Raw genomic sequence first — 18325 nt, 5'->3', positions numbered from 1 at the left:
AACCTTATTCAGGCGTCAGGATGCGCCCTTATCGTTAACGCTTAGCGAAAACGGCCGCGCATTGGCAAGCGCCGGAACCCGTCCCCGCGCGTCGGCGATGGCCTGCAAATCGATATCGGCAACGGCGACGCCGGGCGTTTCGCCGTCGAGTTCGGCAACGATCTTGCCCCAGGGGTCGATGATCATGGAGTGGCCATAGGTCTGCCGGCCATTTTCATGCGAGCCGGCCTGGGCGGCGGCAATCACGTAGCAGCCGGTCTCGATGGCGCGCGCCCGCAGCAGCACATGCCAATGCGCTTCGCCCGTCGGACGAGTGAAGGCAGCAGGCACGGCCAGCACCTCGGCGCCAGCTTCCGCCAGCGCCCGGTAGAGCACCGGAAAGCGCACGTCGTAGCAGATGGTCATGCCGAGCCCGAAGCCCGGGGCGCGGGTCAGCACGGCCCGGTCGCCAGCGGCATAGGTCGCGCTCTCGCGGTATTCGCTGAGGCCAGGGAGGGTCGCGTCGAACAGATGCACCTTGTCGTAGGTGGCGGCAATGCTGCCATCCGGCAGGAAAAGCACCGACCGGTTGGCAAATCGGCCATCCGGCAAAGCGACGGCGAGCGAGCCAAGGTGAAGAATGAGCCGATGGCGGCGGGCGATGCCGGCGACTGCGGCAATGGCAGGATTATCCTCCCACGGACCCGCCACAGCTTTCAGCCCGTCGCGGTTCTGCGCAAATGCCACGGTGACTTCGGGACTGAGCGCATAGGCCGCGCCCTGCGCCACGGCCTCGCCGGCCAGCCTGTCGAGTTCAGCCAGATTGGGCCCGGGCTGGGTGCCCGAGCGCATCTGCAGCACGGCAACGCGCATGAGGGGACCTAGGAGGCGAGCAGCGGATCGAGCTGGCCGCGGCGATCGAGCGCCGCCATGTCGTCATAGCCGCCGACATGCGTCTCGCCGATAAAGATCTGCGGCACGGTGCGGCGGCCATTGGCGCGCTGCACCATGCTCGCCCGCACTTCGGGATGTTCGGCGTTCACCTCGTCATAGGTGACGCCCTTTTCATCGAGCAGCGCCTTGGCCGCGTGGCAATACGGGCACCACTGAGTGGTATAGATTTCGACCTTGGACATTGCGGTCACCTGTTTTGTTGCTGAACATTCATATGGGGTGGCCGGTGATCAGGACAAGCCGTCGGCAACGGTGACCCGGGCAAAGCTGAGCACGTCGACGTGTTCGACGCCGACGTTCTGCAGCGCCCGCGTCACTGCCTTGACGGTAGCACCGGTGGTAATGACGTCATCGACGATCACCACGTTCCGCCCCTTCAGCCGGGACGGACAATCCGGAGACGCCACGAAGGCGCCGGCAACGTTGCGGGCCCGGGCGTCCGCCGTCAGCCCCACCTGCTGCCGGGTATTTCGCTGCCGCCTCACGAGGAGAGGATCGACCGGCAGGCCGGTGAGCCGGCCAAGCAGCCGCGCCAGTTCGGTCGATTGATTGTAGCGCCGCCTGAACTGCCGCCACGGATGCAGCGGCACCGGCAGCAGCACCGGCCCGGCGGCCCAGTATTCGTGCCCCGCAGCCGCCATCAGCCGGGCACAGAAGCGCGCCAGTTCCGGCCGGTCGCCGTATTTGAGGCGACTGACCAGCTTGCGGGCAACATCGTTATAGAGCACCGCCGAACGGGCTCTGTCGAAGGGTGGCGGATCGGCTATGGCTTCTGCCGACACGGCGTCCGGTCCCAGCGACACCTCGAAAGGAATGCCGAGCCGCGGGCAAAGTGGCGCCGTAATCGGCCGCAACTGCACGAAACAGGCGGCGCAAAGCGCATCGGGGATGGCAACGGGAGCATCGCAGTGCAAGCAGGTAGGTGGATAGAGCTGATCGAGCATGACGCCGCCCAGCGCCCTCAATCCGCGCACCACCCCCGTCCCGACTTTGACAAGCCCAGCATCGCTCTGCATAACCGCGACCCTGCCACAGAAACGGCGTGTCTCCCATGGCCCTTCCACCAAAGACTTTCGACCGCGATCTGATCCTCCAGCGCCTGCAGCGACGCAGCCCGGCCAGCGAGGATTTCGTCACGCGGCTGGTGCTCGACGATCTGGCCGAGCGGCTGCAGGTGGTGACCCGGACCTTCAGGCAGGCCGCCATCCTCTCGCCCGACGCATCGCAGATGCCGCTGCGCGGCAATTCACGCGACGGCAGCTTCGAGTTCGAACGGATTTCGACGGTGCTGGACGCCGGGATCGACCCCGAGCGGCTGACGCTGCCACGCACCGGCTACGATCTGATCGTGTCGATCTTCGATCTCCAGGTCATCAACGATGTCGTCGGTTTCCTGACCCGCATTCGCCATCACCTGGCGCCGGACGGCCTGTTCATTGCTGTGGCGATCGGCGGCGACAGCCTGTTCGAGTTGCGCCACGCCTTCCTCAGCGCCGAGTCCAGCACGGGCGGCGCCTCGGCCAGGGTGGCGCCCTTCATTCCGCTGTCGGACGCCGGAGGCTTGCTGCAGCGAGCCGGGCTCGCCCTGCCCGTTGCCGATGTCGAGACGCATACCGTGCGCTATGCGACCCCGTTCGCCCTGATGCAGGAAATCCGCGCACTCGGGGCCAGCAACCCGCTGGCCGACAAGCCGGGCCGCCTGATGACGCCGCGCTTGCTCGCTGCGGCCGCAGAGGCCTATGCAGCGGAGTTTTCAGACGCGGACGGACGGATCCGGGCGACGCTCGAGTTGATCTGGATGAGTGGCTGGGCTCCGGACGAAAGCCAGCAGAAGCCGTTGAGGCCCGGCAGCGCGCAGGTCAGTCTGAAGGATGTGCTAGGGCGCGACTAGGTTGCGCTGGCCGCGTCCATGGCGCCGCCGGCTTCGTCCCTGATGAAGCCGAACATCGTCAGCAGACTGCTGCCGAAAGTGGTGAGGGCCACGATGATGCCAACAGCCACCAGACCGGCGATCAGTCCGTACTCGATCGCCGTAGCCCCATTCTGATCTTCGACAAACTGGACGACTTTGCTGCGCATCTTCGCACCCACCCCTAGAGCAGATCGCAGAGTGGTGCGATCAGCGGTTCGTCTGCCGGCGGCATGGGATAGTCCCGCAGGGCCTGTGGCCTGACCCATTTGAGGGCACTGTGCTCACGCGCCTGCGGCGTTCCCTGCCACTTCCGACAGACGTAAAGTGGCATCAGAAGGTGAAAGCTTTCGTAAGAATGCGAGGCAAAACTGAGCGGCGCCAGGCAGGCCGTCTTGGTCGACACCCCCAGCTCTTCCTCGAGTTCCCGGATCAGCGCCGCTTCCGGCGACTCGCCCTGCTCCAGCTTGCCGCCCGGAAATTCCCAGAGCCCGGTCAACTGCTTGCCTTGCGGGCGCTGCGCGATCAGCACACGGCGGTCGGCATCGATCAGGGCGCAGGCAACGACCAGCAGGATCTTCATTCAGCGGGCTTCCGGTAGTGATAGGTATAGGCCTGCGTAAAGCCCAGGGACGTGTAGAGGCTGACCGCCGGATCGTTGCCGGCCAGCACCTGGATGGCCGCCGACGTGGCCCCGGCGCTACGCGACCAGTTCAGCGCGGCGGACATGACATCGCGGCCATAGCCCTTGCCGCGCTGGGCCGGGCTGACGACGACATTGAGGAAGACGGCAATGCCGCTGGCGACGGTGGCGAGTGCTGCCGCGACCGGTACGTCGTTCTCGTCCAGCGCCAGCAGGCCGCAGTTTTCGGCCGCGGAGGCATGCAGAATGGCCTTGAGCAGGGCCAGCGTATGCGGATTGTAGCCGCTCATCGCGCCCTGCGCTTCATGCCACTCGGGGTCCCGCGGGTCGCACTGCCGGACCCTGGCGCGGACCGGGTAGTCACCTTCGGGCATGGCCTGGGTGAGGACGAGACTGGGCTCGAATGTCACCCAGCCAGCCGCGTCGAGGGCCCTCTGCACGCCGGGCGCGCATAGCGGGGTGACCCGGAAGACCGGCGGGATCTCATTGTAGCGCGACAGCGCCACCATGCGCTCCAGCCGGGCATCGGCATCGGCATCGTCGGAGGGATCGAGGCAATGGATCGAATTGGCGCGCTTCGAGTAGCCGCCGGCGCCGCGCCACAGCCACAGCCGGTCGTGCGCTGTCTGCAATGCCGGCCAGGCCGTCAGCGTGGCCGACTCGATCTCGGCAACCGAGGGGTGCACGATCAGCTCCGGTAGTTGCCGTTGATGTCGATATAGCCGTGCGTCAGATCGCAGGTATAGATCGTCGCCACGCCATCGCCGAGGCCGATATCGACGCCGATTTCGAGCTCCTGCCCCTTCATGTAGGCGCTGGTGGCGGCCTCGTCGTAGGTGGGCGCCCGCTCGCCGTTCTGGGCCAGCACGAACTCGCCGAAGCGAATGGCCAGCTTGTCGCGATCGGCTGGCTCGCCGGCCTTGCCGACGGCCATGACGATACGGCCCCAGTTGGCGTCTTCGCCGGCAATGGCGGTCTTGACCAGCGGCGAATTGGCGATCGACTGGGCGATGCGCACCGCGCTCTGGTTGCTGACGGCTCCGGTGACGTTGACGGTCACGAGCTTGGTCGCGCCCTCGCCGTCCTTGATCGTCCACATTGCCAGTTCGTGCAGCACGTCACCCAGAGCCTCGGCAAAGATCGCTGCGCGGGGGTCGTTGCCATTGACGATCGGCGTGATGCCGGCCTTGCCGGTGGCAAAGACGAGGCAGGTGTCCGACGTCGAGGTGTCGCTGTCGACGGTGATGGCATTAAAGCTCTTGTCGATCTGCGGCTGCAGCAGACCCTGCAGCACGGCAGCCGAGATCGGCGCATCGGTGAAAACGAAGCTGAGCATGGTTGCCATGTCGGGCGCGATCATGCCCGAGCCCTTGGCAATGCCGGAAATGACCACCGGCACACCGTCGAACTCCACCGTGGCGGTCGCCACCTTGGGAAAGGTATCGGTGGTCATGATGGCCTTGGCGGCGTCCATCCATGGCGCGGCGCCGAGGCGGCCGGCCATGTCCACGGTGACGTCAGCGAACTTGTCGGCATCCAGCGGTTCGCCGATGACGCCGGTCGAGGCGAGGAAGATCTCATCGGCGCTGACATCGAGTGCCTTGGCGACGAAACCGGCCGATGCCGAGGTGGCGCTGCGGCCCTTCTGCCCGGTGAAGGCATTGGCATTGCCCGAATTGACCAGCAAGGCCCGCGCCTTGCCGCCGGCGAGGCGTTCACGGCACCAGTCGATGGCCGCCGACGGACACTTCGAACGCGTCAGAACGCCGGCCACGACGGTGCCAGGTTCCATGGAGACCAGCAGCACGTCGGTGCGGCCCTTGTATTTGATCCCGGCCTCGGCAGTGGCAAAGCGGACGCCAGCCACCTCCGGCAGTTCGGGATAGTCCTGGGGGGCGAGCGGGGATACGGGGTGGGCCATGATGCCGTCCTTGGATGGAAGTGCCCAAACCGTTTGCCCCATCGCGCGATGCCACGCAACACCCGCGCGCCGCCGGTTGCGAACGGATCGGGGAAATTAGGCGGCAGTAGAGGGCGGAGAACGCAACCGACTGCATCACAGCCTCAGCGGCGCAGGATATCGGCCACTGCGCTGGCCAGATCTTTCTGGGAGAAGGGCTTGGAGAGCCGGGGCAGTTCCATATCGCCGCCGCTCGGCAACTCGGCATAGCCGGTGGCCAGCAGCACCGGCAGGTCGGGCCAGGATTCGCGGATGGCAGCAGCCAGCTGGCTGCCGGTCATGCCCGGCATGGCATGATCAGAGATCACCAGATCGATGGTTTCGCCAGATCGCAGGACTTTGAGAGCCTGCTCGCCATTGGTCACTTCCGTGACCGTATGCCCGAGATCCTCAAGCATCATCGCCGTGTTCATCAACACTAGGGCATCGTCGTCAACGGCCAGTACATTGAGGGTCTTGCCGGCGTCCGGGACAGCCTCCTCAGGCCGGACCGCAGTGCTTTCGGCAGGCATATCGGCTGAGCGCAACCAGAGCTCGGCGGTCGTGCCCTGCCCCTTGATGCTGCTGAGAACCAGCTTGCCGCCCGATTGCGCGGCCAGGCCATGGACCATCGGCACGCCCAGCCCCGATCCTTTACCGACGCCCTTGGTGGTAAAGAACGGCTCGGTCGCCTTGGCCAGGGTCTCGGCGTCCATGCCTTCCCCCTGATCGGTGACCGACAGGCAGACGAAGTCGCCGGGCGTCAGGCCCAGGGAATTGCCCTCGCCGAGGGTCACCGCCCGGCCGGAAATGGTGATAAACCCGCCGTCCGGCATCGCATCTCGCGAATTGACGCAAAGATTGAGCACTGCCGTCTCGAGCTGGTTGGCATCCGTCACTGCACTGAGGTTCTGGTCTTCAAACCGGGTGTCGAGCCGCACATCCGGGCCCAAAGAAGGCATGATGAGCGCCGACAGCCCCTCGATCAGACCCGGCACGTGCACGGACTGCATCTGCAGCGGCTGCCGACGGGCATAGGCGAGCAGACGTTGGGTGAGCGTCGCGCCGCGCCGCGCGCCCTCCTCGGCGTTCTCGATCAGCCGCAGGATGCGCTGGTCCGGCGGCAGATATTTCCGCACCAGCTCGAGGCTTGAGAGGATGGCGGTGAGCAGGTTGTTGAAGTCATGCGCCACGCCACCGGTCAACTGCCCGATCGCCTCCAGCTTTCGCGCCTGCATCAACTGCTCGCGCGCCCGGTCGAGGGAGAGCTGCGCATCGCGACGTTCAGTGATGTCACGCGTGATCTTGGCAAAGCCGATCAGCTCACCCTCGTCATTGTGAATCGCATCGATGACGACGCTGGCCCAGAACCGGCTGCCGTCCTTGCGCACGCGCCAGCCGTCCCGCTCGAAGCGACCGACGTTGACGGCCGTGTCGAGGGCCTGCTGCGGTAGTCCGGCCTCGCGGTCCTCATCGGTGTAGAAGATGGAGAAATGCCGGCCGATCACTTCGCTGGGGCGATAGCCCTTGATGCGCTCGGCTCCGGAATTCCAGCTCGAGATCAGGCCCGTTGCGTCGAGCATGTAGAGCGCATAGTCGGTGACCCCGTTGACCAGCAGCCGGAACTGCTCCTCGCTCCGCCGCAACGCTTCCTGCTGCTCGCGCTGGTCGGTGAGATCGCGGGTGATCTTGGCGTAGCCGATGAGACCGCCATCAGGTGACCAGATCGGATCGATGACGACGTTGGCCCAGAACCGTGTGCCGTCCTTGCGCACCCGCCAGCCCTGGTTCTCGAATCGTCCCACCGTCGCGGCGGTATGCAGGGCCCGCTCGGGGAGGCCCGTCGCGCGGTCCTCTTCGGTATAGAAGCGGCCGAAATAGTGCCCCAGAATCTCATGGGCCTCGTAGCCCTTGAAGCGGCGGGCTCCGGGATTCCAGCTGGCAACGCGCCCGTCTGGATCGAGCATGTAGATGGCATAGTCCGCAATCGCGTCGACCAGAACACGATAACGCTCCGCATCTGTCAGCGACTCCGCGGTGCGTTCCTCGTTCATACCGGTTGCAATCTCGTCCAGTCTCATACAGCCCCACCCCGGCCGAAAACGCCGTTTGGTTCAATTGGTTCCACATGAGGGCGGGAATTTATCTGGGTCGCACGCTGTCCGCTGTCCGGCGTGCAACGCACCGGTCTCGACAAACAAGAAAAAGGGCCCGTTTCCGGACCCTTTTTGACTACTGCGCTCCCAGGGCCTGCTGGTCGCTCTGCTGCCTGACCCCCTCGGCAAGCGCCGCATCGGGGATCTCGATGGCCACGCCTTCCTTCAGCTTGGCCACGGCAGCCTCGAAGTTGGTGAACAGCAGCTGCTGCTGCAACTGCGGCACGACCTGCTCCATGGTCGGCGGCTGGCTCATGCGCTTCTCGTCCAGCTTGATGACATGCCAGCCGAAATCGGACTGCACCGGATCGGAGACAGCGCCCGGCTCCATGGCGAATGCGGCGGCCTCGAACTGCGGCACCATCATGCCCTTGCCGAAAAACCCGAGATCGCCGCCATTCTGCTTGGCCGAGGGATCGATCGACTTCTCGGCCGCCAGTTCGGCGAAATCCTTGCCGCCGTCGATTTCGGCCTTGATGGCCTTGGCTTCATCTTCGGTGGCCACGAGAATATGACGCGCGTGCACCTCTTCTCGGCCCTGGAAGGTGGAAACGAAGGTGTCATAAGCCGCCTGCAGCGCTTCCGGCGTCGCCGCACTGGCGATCTTCTCGCCGAAATAGGCCCGACGGAGCGCACGCTCCTCAAGGTAGTTGCGGCGCATCTTGAAGAGGTCGGTTTCGTCCATCTTCTGTTCACGCGCGGCCTTGGCCATCACTTTCATGTCAATCAGCACAGTGATCAGGAACGGCTTGCGCTGCTCGGCCGGCATCTGCTGCAGTTCCTGCTGCAGATCCTCGGCGGCAAAAGAAATGTCGGCCTCGGTGATCGGATCGCCGCCGACGGTGGCCACAACGGTCTGCGGCGTGATTTCCGCCGCTGGCGCAGCTGCATCCTGGGCGCGTGCCGGCGCCAGCGTCAGCAAAGTCCCGACGAGCAGGGCGGAAACGGTCGAATAGGCCAGGCGCAATGCGGGCTGACGTTGAAACTGCATAGGTCGTATCTCCATGTCTTGCGCACGGCCCCCGCTGGCGCGAGGCGGTGGTTTGGCCGATTTTGCTTCCGTTGACAAGCCAAGGGACCGCTCTTACATGTCGCAGGCTTTTCAAAGAGGATCGACGGGCCAGAACCCGCCGCATTGCTGGGTTTTGACGGCTCGTCTGCCGCCCCGGTCAAGAGATCAGAGGAAATAGTCGATGGTACTAGCTGCGCTCGCCAAGGCGATCTTCGGTTCGGCCAATGATCGCCAGGTGAAGAAGTACCAGCCCAAGGTCGACGCCATCAACGCGCTCGAGCCGGAATTTGCCAAGCTCACCGATGAACAGCTCAAGGCCAAGACCGAGGAATTCCGGGCTGCGCTGGCTGCCGGCAAGAAGCTGGAGGACCTGATGGTTCCCGCCTTTGCCACGGTGCGGGAGGCCTCCAAGCGCGTGCTTGGCATGCGCCATTTCGATGTCCAGCTGGTGGGCGGCATGGTGCTCAACGAGCGCTCGATCGCTGAAATGCGCACCGGTGAAGGCAAGACGCTGGTGGCAACCCTGCCGGTCTATCTCAATGCTCTGGAAGGCAAGGGCGTCCATGTCGTGACGGTCAACGACTACCTGGCCCGCCGCGACAGTGCCTGGATGGGGCAGCTCTACAATTTCCTCGGCCTGACCACCGGCATCATCGTGCACGGTCTCGACGACGTGGAGCGCAAGAAGAGCTACGACGCCGACGTGACCTACGGCACCAACAACGAATTCGGCTTCGACTACCTGCGCGACAACATGAAATACACGCGCGAGCAGATGGCGCAGCGTGGCCACCACTATGCCATCGTCGACGAAGTCGACTCCATCCTGGTCGACGAGGCGCGGACGCCGCTGATCATTTCCGGCCCGTCCGACGACCGCTCGGCGCTTTATGAAACGGCCGACAAGCTGATCCCGCTGCTCGAAGAGGGCGATTACGAGATCGACGAAAAGCAGCGTACAGCGACGTTTACCGACCAGGGCATCGAACGGCTCGAAGCCAACATGCAGGATTTCGGCCTGCTCAAGAGCCAGTCGCTCTATGACATCGAGAATGTCGCCCTGGTGCATCACCTCAATTCGGCGCTGCGCGCCCACAAGATGTTCGCCAAGGACAAGGACTACATCGTCCGCAACGACGAAGTGGTGATCATCGACGAGTTCACCGGCCGCATGATGCCGGGCCGCCGCTACTCGGAAGGCCTGCACCAGGCGCTGGAAGCCAAGGAAAAGGTCAAGATCCAGGCCGAGAACCAGACACTGGCCTCGATCACCTTCCAGAACTATTTCCGGCTCTACAAGAAGCTCGCCGGCATGACCGGCACGGCCGCGACCGAAGCCGAGGAATTCGGCGATATCTACGGCCTCAACGTCGTCACCATTCCCACCAACGTGCCGATCAAGCGCGTTGACGAGGATGACGCGATTTTCCGCACGGCCGCCGAAAAATTCGATGAGATCGCCGATGTGATCGCCGACTGCCGCAAGCGCGGCCAGCCGATCCTCGTCGGTACCACCTCGATCGAAAAATCCGAGATGCTGGCCGAACTGCTGCGCAAGAAGGGCGTCGAGAACATCGCCGTGCTGAACGCCCGCCACCACGAGCAGGAAGCCCAGATCATTGCCGATGCCGGCGTTTCCAACGCCGTGACCATTGCCACCAACATGGCCGGCCGCGGCACCGATATCCAGCTCGGTGGCAACCTCGAAATGCGTATCGAACGCGAAGCCCAGGGCCTCGAGGGCGCCGAGTACGACGCCAAGATCGCCGAAATCAAGCGCACCATTGCCGAAGACAAGGCCAAGGTGCTGGCCGCCGGCGGCCTGTTCATCGTCGGCACCGAACGCCACGAAAGCCGCCGCATCGACAACCAGTTGCGCGGCCGCGCCGGCCGCCAGGGCGATCCGGGCCGCTCCAAGTTCTTCCTCAGCCTGCAGGACGACCTGATGCGGATCTTCCCGGTCGAGTTGATGGACTCGATGCTGGGCAAGCTCGGCCTCGAGCAGGGTGAAAGCATCACCCACCCGTGGGTCACCAAGGCCATCGAGCGCGCCCAGGGCCGCGTCGAGGCGCGGAACTTCGATATCCGCAAGAATATCCTCAAATACGACGACGTCATGAACGATCAGCGCAAGGTGATCTTCGAACAGCGTCTCGAACTGATGGACGACGACAACGTCTCCGAGACCATCGACGGCATGCGCCACGACGTTGTCGACTCAATCATCGCCAAGTCGATGCCGGAGCGCGCCTATCCCGAGCAGTGGCAGCACGAGCAGCTCGAGGCCGCCGCCAAGACCTACCTCAATATCGATGCGCCGATCAAAGCCTGGTCGGAAGAAGAAGGCATCGATATCGAACAGGTGCGCGAGCGCCTGCTCAAGATGGCCGACGAGAAGGCCGCAGCCAAGGTCGCGCAGTACACCCCGGCCATCATGCGCCAGGTGGAAAAGCAGATCCTGCTGCAGTCAATCGACGGCCTGTGGCGCGAGCACCTGGTCACCCTCGACCATCTCTCCAAGGTGGTGGGCTGGCGCGGTCTTGCCCAGCGTGACCCGCTGAACGAGTACAAGCAGGAAGCCTATGAGCTGTTCCAGGCGCTGCTGAACAACCTGCGCGAACTGGTGACCACCCAGCTGAGCCACGTCGAGATCCAGATGCGGCAGCCCGAGCCGCCGCCGCAGCCCGATTTCTCGCGCCTCTCGGAAATCCATGTCGATCCGACCACTGGCGAAAATGATGCCGCATCCGGCGTCTCCGGCACGCTGGGCACGGCCGCGGCCGCCGCCGGCGCGCTAGCCGACGGCGTCAACGATCAGGCCGATGCCGATCCGCGGCTGCGTCCCATCGATCCCAAACTGCTGGCCGGCGTCTCCCGCAATGCGCCGTGCCCCTGCGGCTCCGGCCGCAAGTTCAAGCACTGCCACGGTTCGTTCTAAAGCGCAGCGTTTTCAATGGGTTACCAGTCTGGTTGTACATAGGCATTATATGTGCAAACGTGAAATCAGGCTGCAATCCTAGGCAAAACCTATGCAACGCGCATGGCAGAACTGACGCATATCGAAGACGGCAAAGCGGCCGTTTTCTTGCGCGAGGGCACGTATCAAGCCCGCATCCGTGTTGACGGAAAGTATGTCTATCGCAGTCTCAAGACAGGCGACTTAGCGGTCGCCATTCGCGCGGCACAAAAGCTGGTCCACAAGTTCGAGTTTAGCGCTGAGCATGGCATCCCAATCGATGCTAAGACGTTCAGTGCGGTCATCGACGACTATGTAAAGTTCCGACGCAAAGAGCACCTGCAAGGCCGCACATCCGCCGGCATGCTGCGCCAGATTGAGCGGGTAGTGCGGTTTTGGCATGCGTATGCCGGCACCAAGCTCATTACCGCGATCAACGACAAAGAGCTGCGTGACTACGTCCAGTGGCGTCGCGACTATTACACGACGCGACCTGCTGAGGCAGCCAAGCGGAACGTTCAGCTTCACCCGACTGACAAGACGCTGCAGTTCGATCTGATGATCGGCAAAGCCATCATCCGGTGGGCACATGAGCAAGGCTTTCGCGGACTATTGCCGCTGCCGACCTTTACCTTCACGCCCAAGAAGAAGCGTGTGCGACCTGCGTTTGAGGTCGGTGACTATCGCGGTGTGTTGCACGCCATCGAACGTTGGATCAAAGCCTGCGACAACCCAAAACACCTCCACACACGGCAGTTGCTGGAAGACTATGTGGTGATCTTGGCCCGTTCCGGCATGCGGGTTGGTGAAGCCAACAATCTCAAGGTTCGCGATGTCATCCGGTTCACGGACCGAGAAAACCGCATCAACTACCGCTTCGTCGTGCGTGGCAAAACAGGTGAGCGCGATGTGATACCGGTCGCATCGGTGGTGCCGCATGTTGAGCGGGTGCTGGCAAGCAAGGACGCAAACAAGCCGGATGATTGGTTCTTCACCATGTCCAACGGCAACAAGATCATATCACTGGTGGACCAATTCAACATCGTTCTCGACATAGCCGACCGCAAGACCAGCTCAAGCGGCGACAAGTTCTCGCTCTACAGCCTGCGTCACTTCTATGCGGTTCTGGCTCTGCGCGACGGTATTGGCATTTACGACGTCGCCCGCAACATGGGCACCAGCGTCGAGATGATCCAGCAGTACTATGGGAAGCAGGCTACGCCGAAGATGATGGCGACGACGTTGGGCGGCAGGCTCAAAGACACTCACAAGCTGAAAGGGGCGGAATAACCCTTCAAGAGGGGACCGGCGGTCAGGTCCCTAAGGCCGCTGCCGCAGGAGCACCAGATGCGGCACATCATTGTAAGGACCTTCGGCCACGGTTCTGAAGCCGATCTTGTGGGCGAGGTGAATTGATGCGGCGTTCTTCGTTGCGATGATGCACGACGTCTCGTCAGCATCGAGCGCCTGGTCGCCCCATGCCTGGATTGCCGTCACAGCCTCCGTTGACAGCTTCTTGCCGTGGAAGGCGCTCGCAAGGGCCCACCCAAATTCGGGCTTTCCAGCAATGTCGGGTTCGATCGTCCGGTGGAATTCCGCGTATCCCGCGATCCCGGCCAGCGTGCCCGTGATCTTGTCCTCCAAGGCCCAATAGCCATAGCCAGATAGTTCCCAGAGTCCAGCCATGCGCAGCATCCGCGCCCAGGCCTCTTCGCGCGATAGTGGCTTTCCAGTCAGAAAATTGTAGACGAGCGGGTCGCTGTACATTTGCTGGAACGCATCGAGATCGGAACCTTTCAGGCTGCGTAAGCGCAAGCGCTGTGTCTCAAGATTCGGCGCAGCACGGCTCGTCATGATGATGCCCATTTGTAATGGTATCAGCTTTCGTGCTGCTGCGCCACCCGATCATCTACGACGACATTCGCTTCCTGCGGTGGAAAGGATCAGTTCTCGACTAGTTATAGCGCACCCGGACGTCGAAAAAACTCGGCGAAGCAACTGAGCAGAGTGGGCATTTACGACGTGGCCGGAAGATGGGTCGAGATGATCCAGCAATAGTACGGCAAGCAGGCGACGCCGAAGATGATGGCGGCGACGTTGGGCGGAAAGCTTAGGAGCACTCACAAGATGCGAACCGAACCATAAAGGAGCCGGACACCAACTGTGCCCGGCTAAGTCTTGTTCAGAGGGCCGCATTGCGCGCACCCATAACGTACATTAAAGAATTTATTCGAACTGACAACCTGTTGAAGGGCCTTGGCCATTGCGTATTGGCAGCCAAACCAAGTCAGCGGCCGTGTCTTGATATATGCGCCGCCCTACCTGAAAGTTGGATACCGCTACATGAGATAGCGTCCAGAACGAGTTAGGGAGGCCAAAATGTCAAAATTGCTTACATACGGACTGGCGGCAGCGATGCTCGTTGCCACCCCAATTAGCGCGTCGGCCGCCACTAGGACGGCATCTTCATCCCAGAGCGAACTTTGTGGCCCAAATGGAGCTGAAGGTTATAAGCGACCAGGCGGATTTTGCGACAGCCTGGACGGCGTGAGGTCGCTTACGTTGCCGGTCGAAGGAACGACCAAAAACGACTGTGTCGTCAGTGTGGGCGACGCCGGGTTTCGCTATGACGAGAGCTTGGGAAGTCTAGTTGTGGCTGCTGGATATGATCCGTGCTGCAATCTCGTCCAGTTGACTAAGAACCTGCCCGTCGAGGGAATTTTGATTGCAGATGTCTGTCCCGACTAGCTAAACCTCACTTCAGAGAGGTGCAGCATGTGCTGCACCTTCTCACAAACTCAGCTCCGCTTTGCGACGATCGGTTTGGTCTTGGTGATCGCGTTGATCTGAACGTCCAGCTCACCAGCTTCAGTGGCAGCGATCAATGTCGGCAGCACCTTCTTGAGACCCTCAAGATCGTCGATGAGAATAGCGTCCTTGCCCTTCTCGAACTCGATGGCCTTTGCGCCATAGCGCACGACGAACAGCAGCTTGCCGTCAGCATTCACGCGCCACCACTGCTTGAGACGCTTGTTGACCTCAACGAGGCTTTTTTGCCGTCGGTGCCGTACTCCCAACGCCGCTTCTTGACGACATAGATACGGCCCTCAACTTCGGCCTCGACCATTGCCAGTTGCTCCCGCAAATGGGCAATCAGCTTGTTCCTACGCTTCTGCTGCGGCGTTAGGCCATTGAGACGCGGCATTGCCGCAAATGTCAGTCCACTTAGTGCGTTCATTTCCATGCTCTCCATCGTGTTGATGGCATAAGCATGCTGTCATCTGTCTGGTATTCCTACCGAAAGAGGCATATGACGCCGTCGACGCGTGTCACGCCAAAAGGGCGTCAAAGTGACTGCAACTGCGGCCTCGCAAAGATGCCCGACAGCTTCAGCTTTGGCGGGGCCGCTATACGAGTAGCGGGCGGACGCTGCACAGGCGCTACACAAGCGTCGTAGGGCAATGCAGAGGCCTGACCGCTCGTTCGCCAGCTGAATTGGACACCACAAGGCGATTATCCGGTGGGCACATGAGCAAGGCTTTCGCGGACTATTGCCGCTGCCGACCTTTACCTTCACGCCCAAGAAGAAGCGTGTGCGACCTGCGTTTGAGGTCGGTGACTATCGCGGTGTGTTGCACGCCATCGAACGTTGGATCAAAGCCTGCGACAACCCAAAACACCTCCACACACGGCAGTTGCTGGAAGACTATGTGGTGATCTTGGCCCGTTCCGGCATGCGGGTTGGTGAAGCCAACAATCTCAAGGTTCGCGATGTCATCCGGTTCACGGACCGAGAAAACCGCATCAACTACCGCTTCGTCGTGCGTGGCAAAACAGGTGAGCGCGATGTGATACCGGTCGCATCGGTGGTGCCGCATGTTGAGCGGGTGCTGGCAAGCAAGGACGCAAACAAGCCGGATGATTGGTTCTTCACCATGTCCAACGGCAACAAGATCATATCACTGGTGGACCAATTCAACGTCGTTTTGGACATGGCCGACGGAAAGACCAGCTCCAGCGGCGACAACTTCTCGCTTTACAGCCTGCGTCACTTCTATGCTGTTCTCGCACTGCGCAACGGCATCGGCATTTACGACGTGGCGCGCAACATGGGCACCAGCGTCGAGATGATACAGCAGTACTATGGCAAGCAGGCGACGCCGAAGATGATGGCGACGACGTTGGGCGGCAAGCTTAAAGACACGCACAGGCTCAGAGAGATCTAGCGCGGAGAAGTGGGTGAGCAGTTGCTCAAAGGCCGCTCATCTTGACTGGGATCAAGTCAGTCCTCTGCGAGAACCGATAGCGTTCAGGCCTGTATCGTCCTTGGAGACGGCGAATGCTGGTGAAGCGACTAGACATCTTGAGCGTTTCAAATCGGTGGGTGATTGCCGATGGCGGGCAAAACCGCGACTTCGCCACAGTCGACGAAGCAATGCGAGTAGCAACGAACGAGGCCAAGCGCGAGCAGCACACTGGGGAGGAGGTGGAGGTTTACTTGTGGAGCGACGGCAGGGAAAAACGTGTGCTTTGACCTTCACCTTCGCCACAGATTACCCGTCGTAGAAGTCCGTCGGCAACTGCGTTGATTGTCCAATGCAGCAGTCCTACAATTGAAAGGCTATCTACGTCGTGCCAGGAGGCACCAATGATGTTTCAGCATAGCGTTTACCCCACCATCCCAGCGTCCGACCTAGCTCGTGCCAAGCGATGGTGCGCCGAAAAACTCGGTCTGGAGCCGCGTAGCACCGACCTCATGGGTATGATGTATGATGCAGGCAAAGGCACCGGGTTTCTGATCTACCCAACGCCCATGGCCGGCCAGGCTCCCAATACGCTGATGACTTTCGCCACCAAGAATTTGAAGGCAGACGTCACAACCCTGCGTTCTCGTGGCGTTGTGTTTGAGGAGTACGACTTTGCCGACCTCAAGACCGTCGACGGCGTAGCCAAGATCGGAAATCGCGAGGGTGCCTGGTTCAGGGACTCGGAAGGCAACATCCTTGCCTTGGGCACGCTGGACTAGCTCCCCGAACGATACACCCGGTAAAGCATCCTAGGAGAGGGGGCACGGATCAAACCGCGCCCCTTCACTTTCGACAGCAGCCTCAGCTCCGCTTTGCAACGATTTGTTTCGTCTTGGTGGCCGCATCGAAATGCGTGTCCAATGTAATAGACTTGTGTGCACCATATTAGGGCGCAGGTAACTTTAGCCCCAATTGGTGCGGTCCAAAGTTGACATCGCGCTCCGCTGTTAACGCTCTGAATGCGTCTCATGTGTCTAGCTCCAGGCAGACGTCACTTTGGGGGGCTCCAAAAATGCGCAACTTCCAGAAATCAAAGCTTCTACCGCTCGCAATGGCAGCAGCAGCGATGTGGTTGCCTAGTTGGGCAATTGCGGACGAATGGGTCGTGGCAAAGCTGCGCGGCAACGCGGCGGTTTTGGTAGGCGAGCAATGGCAGCCGCTTAAACGCGGCGATACCATTTCGGACGACCGCGCTATTCAAACACTGGATAGCAGCCGCATTTCACTGCAGCGCGGCCAAGAAACCATCGATCTCGGACCCAAGACAGCTATTCGGATCGCAGATCGCAATGGCCAGCAATTTACTACCGTGAAGCAATATTTCGGAACGGTGGAGGTGGAGGCTGAGGTTAGGAACGTACAGCACTTCGAAGTCGTCACGAAATTCATGGCGGCCGTCGTCAAGGGAACCCATTTCACTGTGGTCGCCGACGAACACTCAGGGAGCGTTAGCGTTCAGCGTGGCCATGTTGCGGTCCGAGACGGTGATACCGGCCAGACTGTTACCCTTGCAAGACAACAGGTAGCACAAACTACGGATAGCAGCGGTCTGGAAGTGACAGGTGATGGTGAACTGCCAGTCGTTCTCAACCCAGCTGGCAAACAGATCATGACGTCAGAACGCGGTTTGGCGATGAGTGCACTGGCGCCGGGTCAGATTAGAAAGTCTGAAGGTTCGGGCAGTAATGCTGGCGGCAACGGCAACGGTAACGGTAACGGTAACGGTAACGGTAACGCTGGCAATGGCAATGGCAATGGCAATTCTGGAAACAGCAATGCCGGCGGCCATGGCAATGGCAATTCCGGAAATAGCAACGCTGGCAGTAATGGGAACGGGAACGGGAACGGGAACGGGAACGGGAACGGGAACGGGCACTAAACGCCAACTGATCGCCTACACAAGCGGGAAACTGGCCTCAAAACAGTGGCCGTGACCACAAACAATAGGGGTGCGGCCTGAACCGCACCCCTTCAACGTGGTCTGTGTTCAGGCGCGTTTTGCAACGATCGGTGCGGTCTTGGTGATCGCATTGATCTGAACGTCCAGCTCACCAGCTTCGGTGGCAGCGATCAATGTCGGCAGCACCTTCTTGAGACCCTCAAGATCATCGATGAGAATGGCGTCCTTGCCTTTCTCGAACTCGATAGCCTTGGCGCCATAGCGCACGACGAATAGCAGCTTGCCGTCTGCATTCACGCGCCACCACTGCTTAAGACGCTTGTTGACCTCAACGAGGCTTTTTTGACCGTCGGTGCCATATTCCCAGCGCCGCTTCTTGACGACATGGATACGGCCCTCAACTTCGGCCTCGACCATTGCCAATTGCTCCCGCAAATGGGCAATCAGCTTGTTTCTGCGCTTCTGCTGCGGCGTCAGGCCATTGAGACGCGGCATTGCCGCAAATGTCAGTCCACTTAGTGCGTTCATTTCCATGCTCTCCATCACCGTATTTGGTGACACGAACATGCA

At 61.4% G+C, this 18325-nt stretch carries 21 protein-coding genes; 8 read left to right on the top strand and 13 right to left on the bottom strand.

Going from position 1 to position 18325, the window contains the following annotated elements; all coding sequences use genetic code 11:
• Nucleotides 1-15: 15 nt before the first annotated feature.
• Genes AC0L4C_RS08065 through AC0L4C_RS08055 form a run of 3 tightly spaced genes read right to left on the bottom strand, consistent with a single transcriptional unit; the run spans nucleotide 16 to nucleotide 1907 of the window.
• Entirely contained in the window at nucleotides 16-852 is an 837-nt protein-coding gene (locus AC0L4C_RS08065) for a carbon-nitrogen hydrolase family protein (RefSeq protein ID WP_473403113.1), read from the bottom strand.
• Nucleotides 853-860: 8 nt separating this feature from the next.
• Nucleotides 861-1115, bottom strand: coding sequence for a glutaredoxin 3 (gene grxC, locus AC0L4C_RS08060; protein ID WP_473403112.1), 255 nt, complete (start codon nucleotides 1113-1115; stop codon nucleotides 861-863).
• Between the two features lie 48 nt (nucleotides 1116-1163).
• A complete protein-coding gene (locus AC0L4C_RS08055) occupies nucleotides 1164-1907 on the bottom strand; it encodes a ComF family protein (protein ID WP_473403111.1) in 744 nt (247 codons plus the stop codon).
• 77 nt (nucleotides 1908-1984) lie between these two features.
• On the opposite strand from AC0L4C_RS08055, the gene AC0L4C_RS08050 reads away from it, so the two are divergent.
• On the top strand, nucleotides 1985-2824 hold the full coding sequence (locus tag AC0L4C_RS08050; protein ID WP_473403110.1) for a class I SAM-dependent methyltransferase: 840 nt from the start codon (nucleotides 1985-1987) through the stop codon (nucleotides 2822-2824).
• Here AC0L4C_RS08050 and AC0L4C_RS08045 read toward each other — a convergent pair.
• The 6 genes from AC0L4C_RS08045 to AC0L4C_RS08020 all read right to left on the bottom strand — a co-directional run bounded on the left by AC0L4C_RS08045 (nucleotide 2821) and on the right by AC0L4C_RS08020 (nucleotide 8571).
• Nucleotides 2821-3012, bottom strand: a complete 192-nt coding sequence (locus tag AC0L4C_RS08045) for a Flp family type IVb pilin (RefSeq protein ID WP_473403109.1) — start codon at nucleotides 3010-3012, stop codon at nucleotides 2821-2823. The two genes, AC0L4C_RS08050 and AC0L4C_RS08045, sit on opposite strands and share 4 nt — an antisense overlap.
• 14 nt (nucleotides 3013-3026) lie before the next feature.
• A complete protein-coding gene (locus AC0L4C_RS08040) occupies nucleotides 3027-3425 on the bottom strand; it encodes a (deoxy)nucleoside triphosphate pyrophosphohydrolase (RefSeq protein ID WP_473403108.1) in 399 nt (132 codons plus the stop codon).
• The gene (locus tag AC0L4C_RS08035) at nucleotides 3422-4171 is read right to left on the bottom strand and encodes a GNAT family N-acetyltransferase (protein WP_473403107.1); all 750 of its coding nucleotides are present in this window, start codon (nucleotides 4169-4171) and stop codon (nucleotides 3422-3424) included. Before AC0L4C_RS08035 ends, AC0L4C_RS08040 begins: the two co-directional genes overlap by 4 nt.
• Before the next feature lie 2 nt (nucleotides 4172-4173).
• Nucleotides 4174-5406, bottom strand: a complete 1233-nt coding sequence (gene argJ, locus AC0L4C_RS08030) for a bifunctional glutamate N-acetyltransferase/amino-acid acetyltransferase ArgJ (protein WP_473403106.1) — start codon at nucleotides 5404-5406, stop codon at nucleotides 4174-4176.
• A 143-nt stretch (nucleotides 5407-5549) separates the two neighbouring features.
• Nucleotides 5550-7505, bottom strand: coding sequence for a hybrid sensor histidine kinase/response regulator (locus AC0L4C_RS08025; RefSeq protein ID WP_473403105.1), 1956 nt, complete (start codon nucleotides 7503-7505; stop codon nucleotides 5550-5552).
• A 151-nt stretch (nucleotides 7506-7656) separates the two neighbouring features.
• Entirely contained in the window at nucleotides 7657-8571 is a 915-nt protein-coding gene (locus tag AC0L4C_RS08020; RefSeq protein WP_473403104.1) for a peptidylprolyl isomerase, read from the bottom strand.
• A 202-nt stretch (nucleotides 8572-8773) separates the two neighbouring features.
• Here AC0L4C_RS08020 and secA point away from each other — a divergent pair, with 202 nt between their 5' ends.
• Complete coding sequence (gene secA, locus AC0L4C_RS08015; RefSeq protein ID WP_473403103.1) at nucleotides 8774-11530, top strand: preprotein translocase subunit SecA; 2757 nt, start codon at nucleotides 8774-8776, stop codon at nucleotides 11528-11530.
• 102 nt (nucleotides 11531-11632) lie between these two features.
• On the top strand, nucleotides 11633-12838 hold the full coding sequence (locus AC0L4C_RS08010; RefSeq protein ID WP_473403102.1) for a tyrosine-type recombinase/integrase: 1206 nt from the start codon (nucleotides 11633-11635) through the stop codon (nucleotides 12836-12838).
• A gap of 30 nt (nucleotides 12839-12868) precedes the next feature.
• Here the strand turns inward: AC0L4C_RS08010 and AC0L4C_RS08005 are convergent, their stop codons facing one another.
• A complete protein-coding gene (locus tag AC0L4C_RS08005) occupies nucleotides 12869-13414 on the bottom strand; it encodes a GNAT family N-acetyltransferase (protein ID WP_473403101.1) in 546 nt (181 codons plus the stop codon).
• 513 nt (nucleotides 13415-13927) lie between these two features.
• On the opposite strand from AC0L4C_RS08005, the gene AC0L4C_RS08000 reads away from it, so the two are divergent.
• A complete protein-coding gene (locus tag AC0L4C_RS08000) occupies nucleotides 13928-14296 on the top strand; it encodes a hypothetical protein (protein WP_473403100.1) in 369 nt (122 codons plus the stop codon).
• Nucleotides 14297-14346: 50 nt separating this feature from the next.
• On the opposite strand, the gene AC0L4C_RS07995 is transcribed toward AC0L4C_RS08000, so the two are convergent.
• On the bottom strand, nucleotides 14347-14556 hold the full coding sequence (locus AC0L4C_RS07995; RefSeq protein WP_473403099.1) for a hypothetical protein: 210 nt from the start codon (nucleotides 14554-14556) through the stop codon (nucleotides 14347-14349).
• Nucleotides 14553-14786: a hypothetical protein gene (locus AC0L4C_RS07990; RefSeq protein ID WP_473403098.1), complete on the bottom strand. Its 234-nt coding sequence runs from the start codon at nucleotides 14784-14786 to the stop codon at nucleotides 14553-14555. Before AC0L4C_RS07990 ends, AC0L4C_RS07995 begins: the two co-directional genes overlap by 4 nt.
• A gap of 313 nt (nucleotides 14787-15099) precedes the next feature.
• Between AC0L4C_RS07990 and AC0L4C_RS07985 the strand changes: the two genes are divergently transcribed.
• The 4 genes from AC0L4C_RS07985 to AC0L4C_RS07970 all read left to right on the top strand — a co-directional run bounded on the left by AC0L4C_RS07985 (nucleotide 15100) and on the right by AC0L4C_RS07970 (nucleotide 17734).
• Nucleotides 15100-15774, top strand: coding sequence for a tyrosine-type recombinase/integrase (locus AC0L4C_RS07985; protein WP_473403097.1), 675 nt, complete (start codon nucleotides 15100-15102; stop codon nucleotides 15772-15774).
• A 113-nt stretch (nucleotides 15775-15887) separates the two neighbouring features.
• Entirely contained in the window at nucleotides 15888-16082 is a 195-nt protein-coding gene (locus AC0L4C_RS07980) for a hypothetical protein (protein ID WP_473403096.1), read from the top strand.
• Between the two features lie 114 nt (nucleotides 16083-16196).
• A complete protein-coding gene (locus AC0L4C_RS07975; protein ID WP_473403095.1) occupies nucleotides 16197-16574 on the top strand; it encodes a VOC family protein in 378 nt (125 codons plus the stop codon).
• A gap of 293 nt (nucleotides 16575-16867) precedes the next feature.
• Nucleotides 16868-17734, top strand: a complete 867-nt coding sequence (locus tag AC0L4C_RS07970; protein ID WP_473403094.1) for a FecR domain-containing protein — start codon at nucleotides 16868-16870, stop codon at nucleotides 17732-17734.
• Nucleotides 17735-17842: 108 nt separating this feature from the next.
• Here the strand turns inward: AC0L4C_RS07970 and AC0L4C_RS07965 are convergent, their stop codons facing one another.
• Nucleotides 17843-18289 (bottom strand): DUF6641 family protein, encoded by a 447-nt coding sequence (locus AC0L4C_RS07965; RefSeq protein ID WP_473403093.1) that lies wholly within the window; start codon nucleotides 18287-18289, stop codon nucleotides 17843-17845.
• Nucleotides 18290-18325 lie beyond the last annotated feature (36 nt).

It is taken from the genome of Devosia sp. J20-27 (assembly GCF_055808595.1).
Note: the sequence above shows the minus strand (reverse complement) of the source record. Positions and strands in the feature narration are given on the sequence as shown.

Bases quoted from the DNA above. Each gene is read 5' to 3' on its own strand.
- AC0L4C_RS08065 (WP_473403113.1), bottom strand. From the start codon at position 852: ATGCGCGTTGCCGTGCTGCAGATGCGCTCGGGCACCCAGCCCGGGCCC.
- grxC (WP_473403112.1), bottom strand. From the start codon at position 1,115: ATGTCCAAGGTCGAAATCTATACCACTCAGTGGTGCCCGTATTGCCAC.
- AC0L4C_RS08050 (WP_473403110.1), top strand. From the start codon at position 1,985: ATGGCCCTTCCACCAAAGACTTTCGACCGCGATCTGATCCTCCAGCGC.
- AC0L4C_RS08045 (WP_473403109.1), bottom strand. From the start codon at position 3,012: ATGCGCAGCAAAGTCGTCCAGTTTGTCGAAGATCAGAATGGGGCTACG.
- AC0L4C_RS08040 (WP_473403108.1), bottom strand. From the start codon at position 3,425: ATGAAGATCCTGCTGGTCGTTGCCTGCGCCCTGATCGATGCCGACCGC.
- argJ (WP_473403106.1), bottom strand. From the start codon at position 5,406: ATGGCCCACCCCGTATCCCCGCTCGCCCCCCAGGACTATCCCGAACTG.
- AC0L4C_RS08025 (WP_473403105.1), bottom strand. From the start codon at position 7,505: ATGAGACTGGACGAGATTGCAACCGGTATGAACGAGGAACGCACCGCG.
- AC0L4C_RS08020 (WP_473403104.1), bottom strand. From the start codon at position 8,571: ATGCAGTTTCAACGTCAGCCCGCATTGCGCCTGGCCTATTCGACCGTT.
- secA (WP_473403103.1), top strand. From the start codon at position 8,774: ATGGTACTAGCTGCGCTCGCCAAGGCGATCTTCGGTTCGGCCAATGAT.
- AC0L4C_RS08010 (WP_473403102.1), top strand. From the start codon at position 11,633: ATGGCAGAACTGACGCATATCGAAGACGGCAAAGCGGCCGTTTTCTTG.
- AC0L4C_RS08005 (WP_473403101.1), bottom strand. From the start codon at position 13,414: ATGGGCATCATCATGACGAGCCGTGCTGCGCCGAATCTTGAGACACAG.
- AC0L4C_RS08000 (WP_473403100.1), top strand. From the start codon at position 13,928: ATGTCAAAATTGCTTACATACGGACTGGCGGCAGCGATGCTCGTTGCC.
- AC0L4C_RS07990 (WP_473403098.1), bottom strand. From the start codon at position 14,786: ATGAACGCACTAAGTGGACTGACATTTGCGGCAATGCCGCGTCTCAAT.
- AC0L4C_RS07980 (WP_473403096.1), top strand. From the start codon at position 15,888: ATGCTGGTGAAGCGACTAGACATCTTGAGCGTTTCAAATCGGTGGGTG.
- AC0L4C_RS07975 (WP_473403095.1), top strand. From the start codon at position 16,197: ATGATGTTTCAGCATAGCGTTTACCCCACCATCCCAGCGTCCGACCTA.
- AC0L4C_RS07970 (WP_473403094.1), top strand. From the start codon at position 16,868: ATGCGCAACTTCCAGAAATCAAAGCTTCTACCGCTCGCAATGGCAGCA.
- AC0L4C_RS07965 (WP_473403093.1), bottom strand. From the start codon at position 18,289: ATGGAAATGAACGCACTAAGTGGACTGACATTTGCGGCAATGCCGCGT.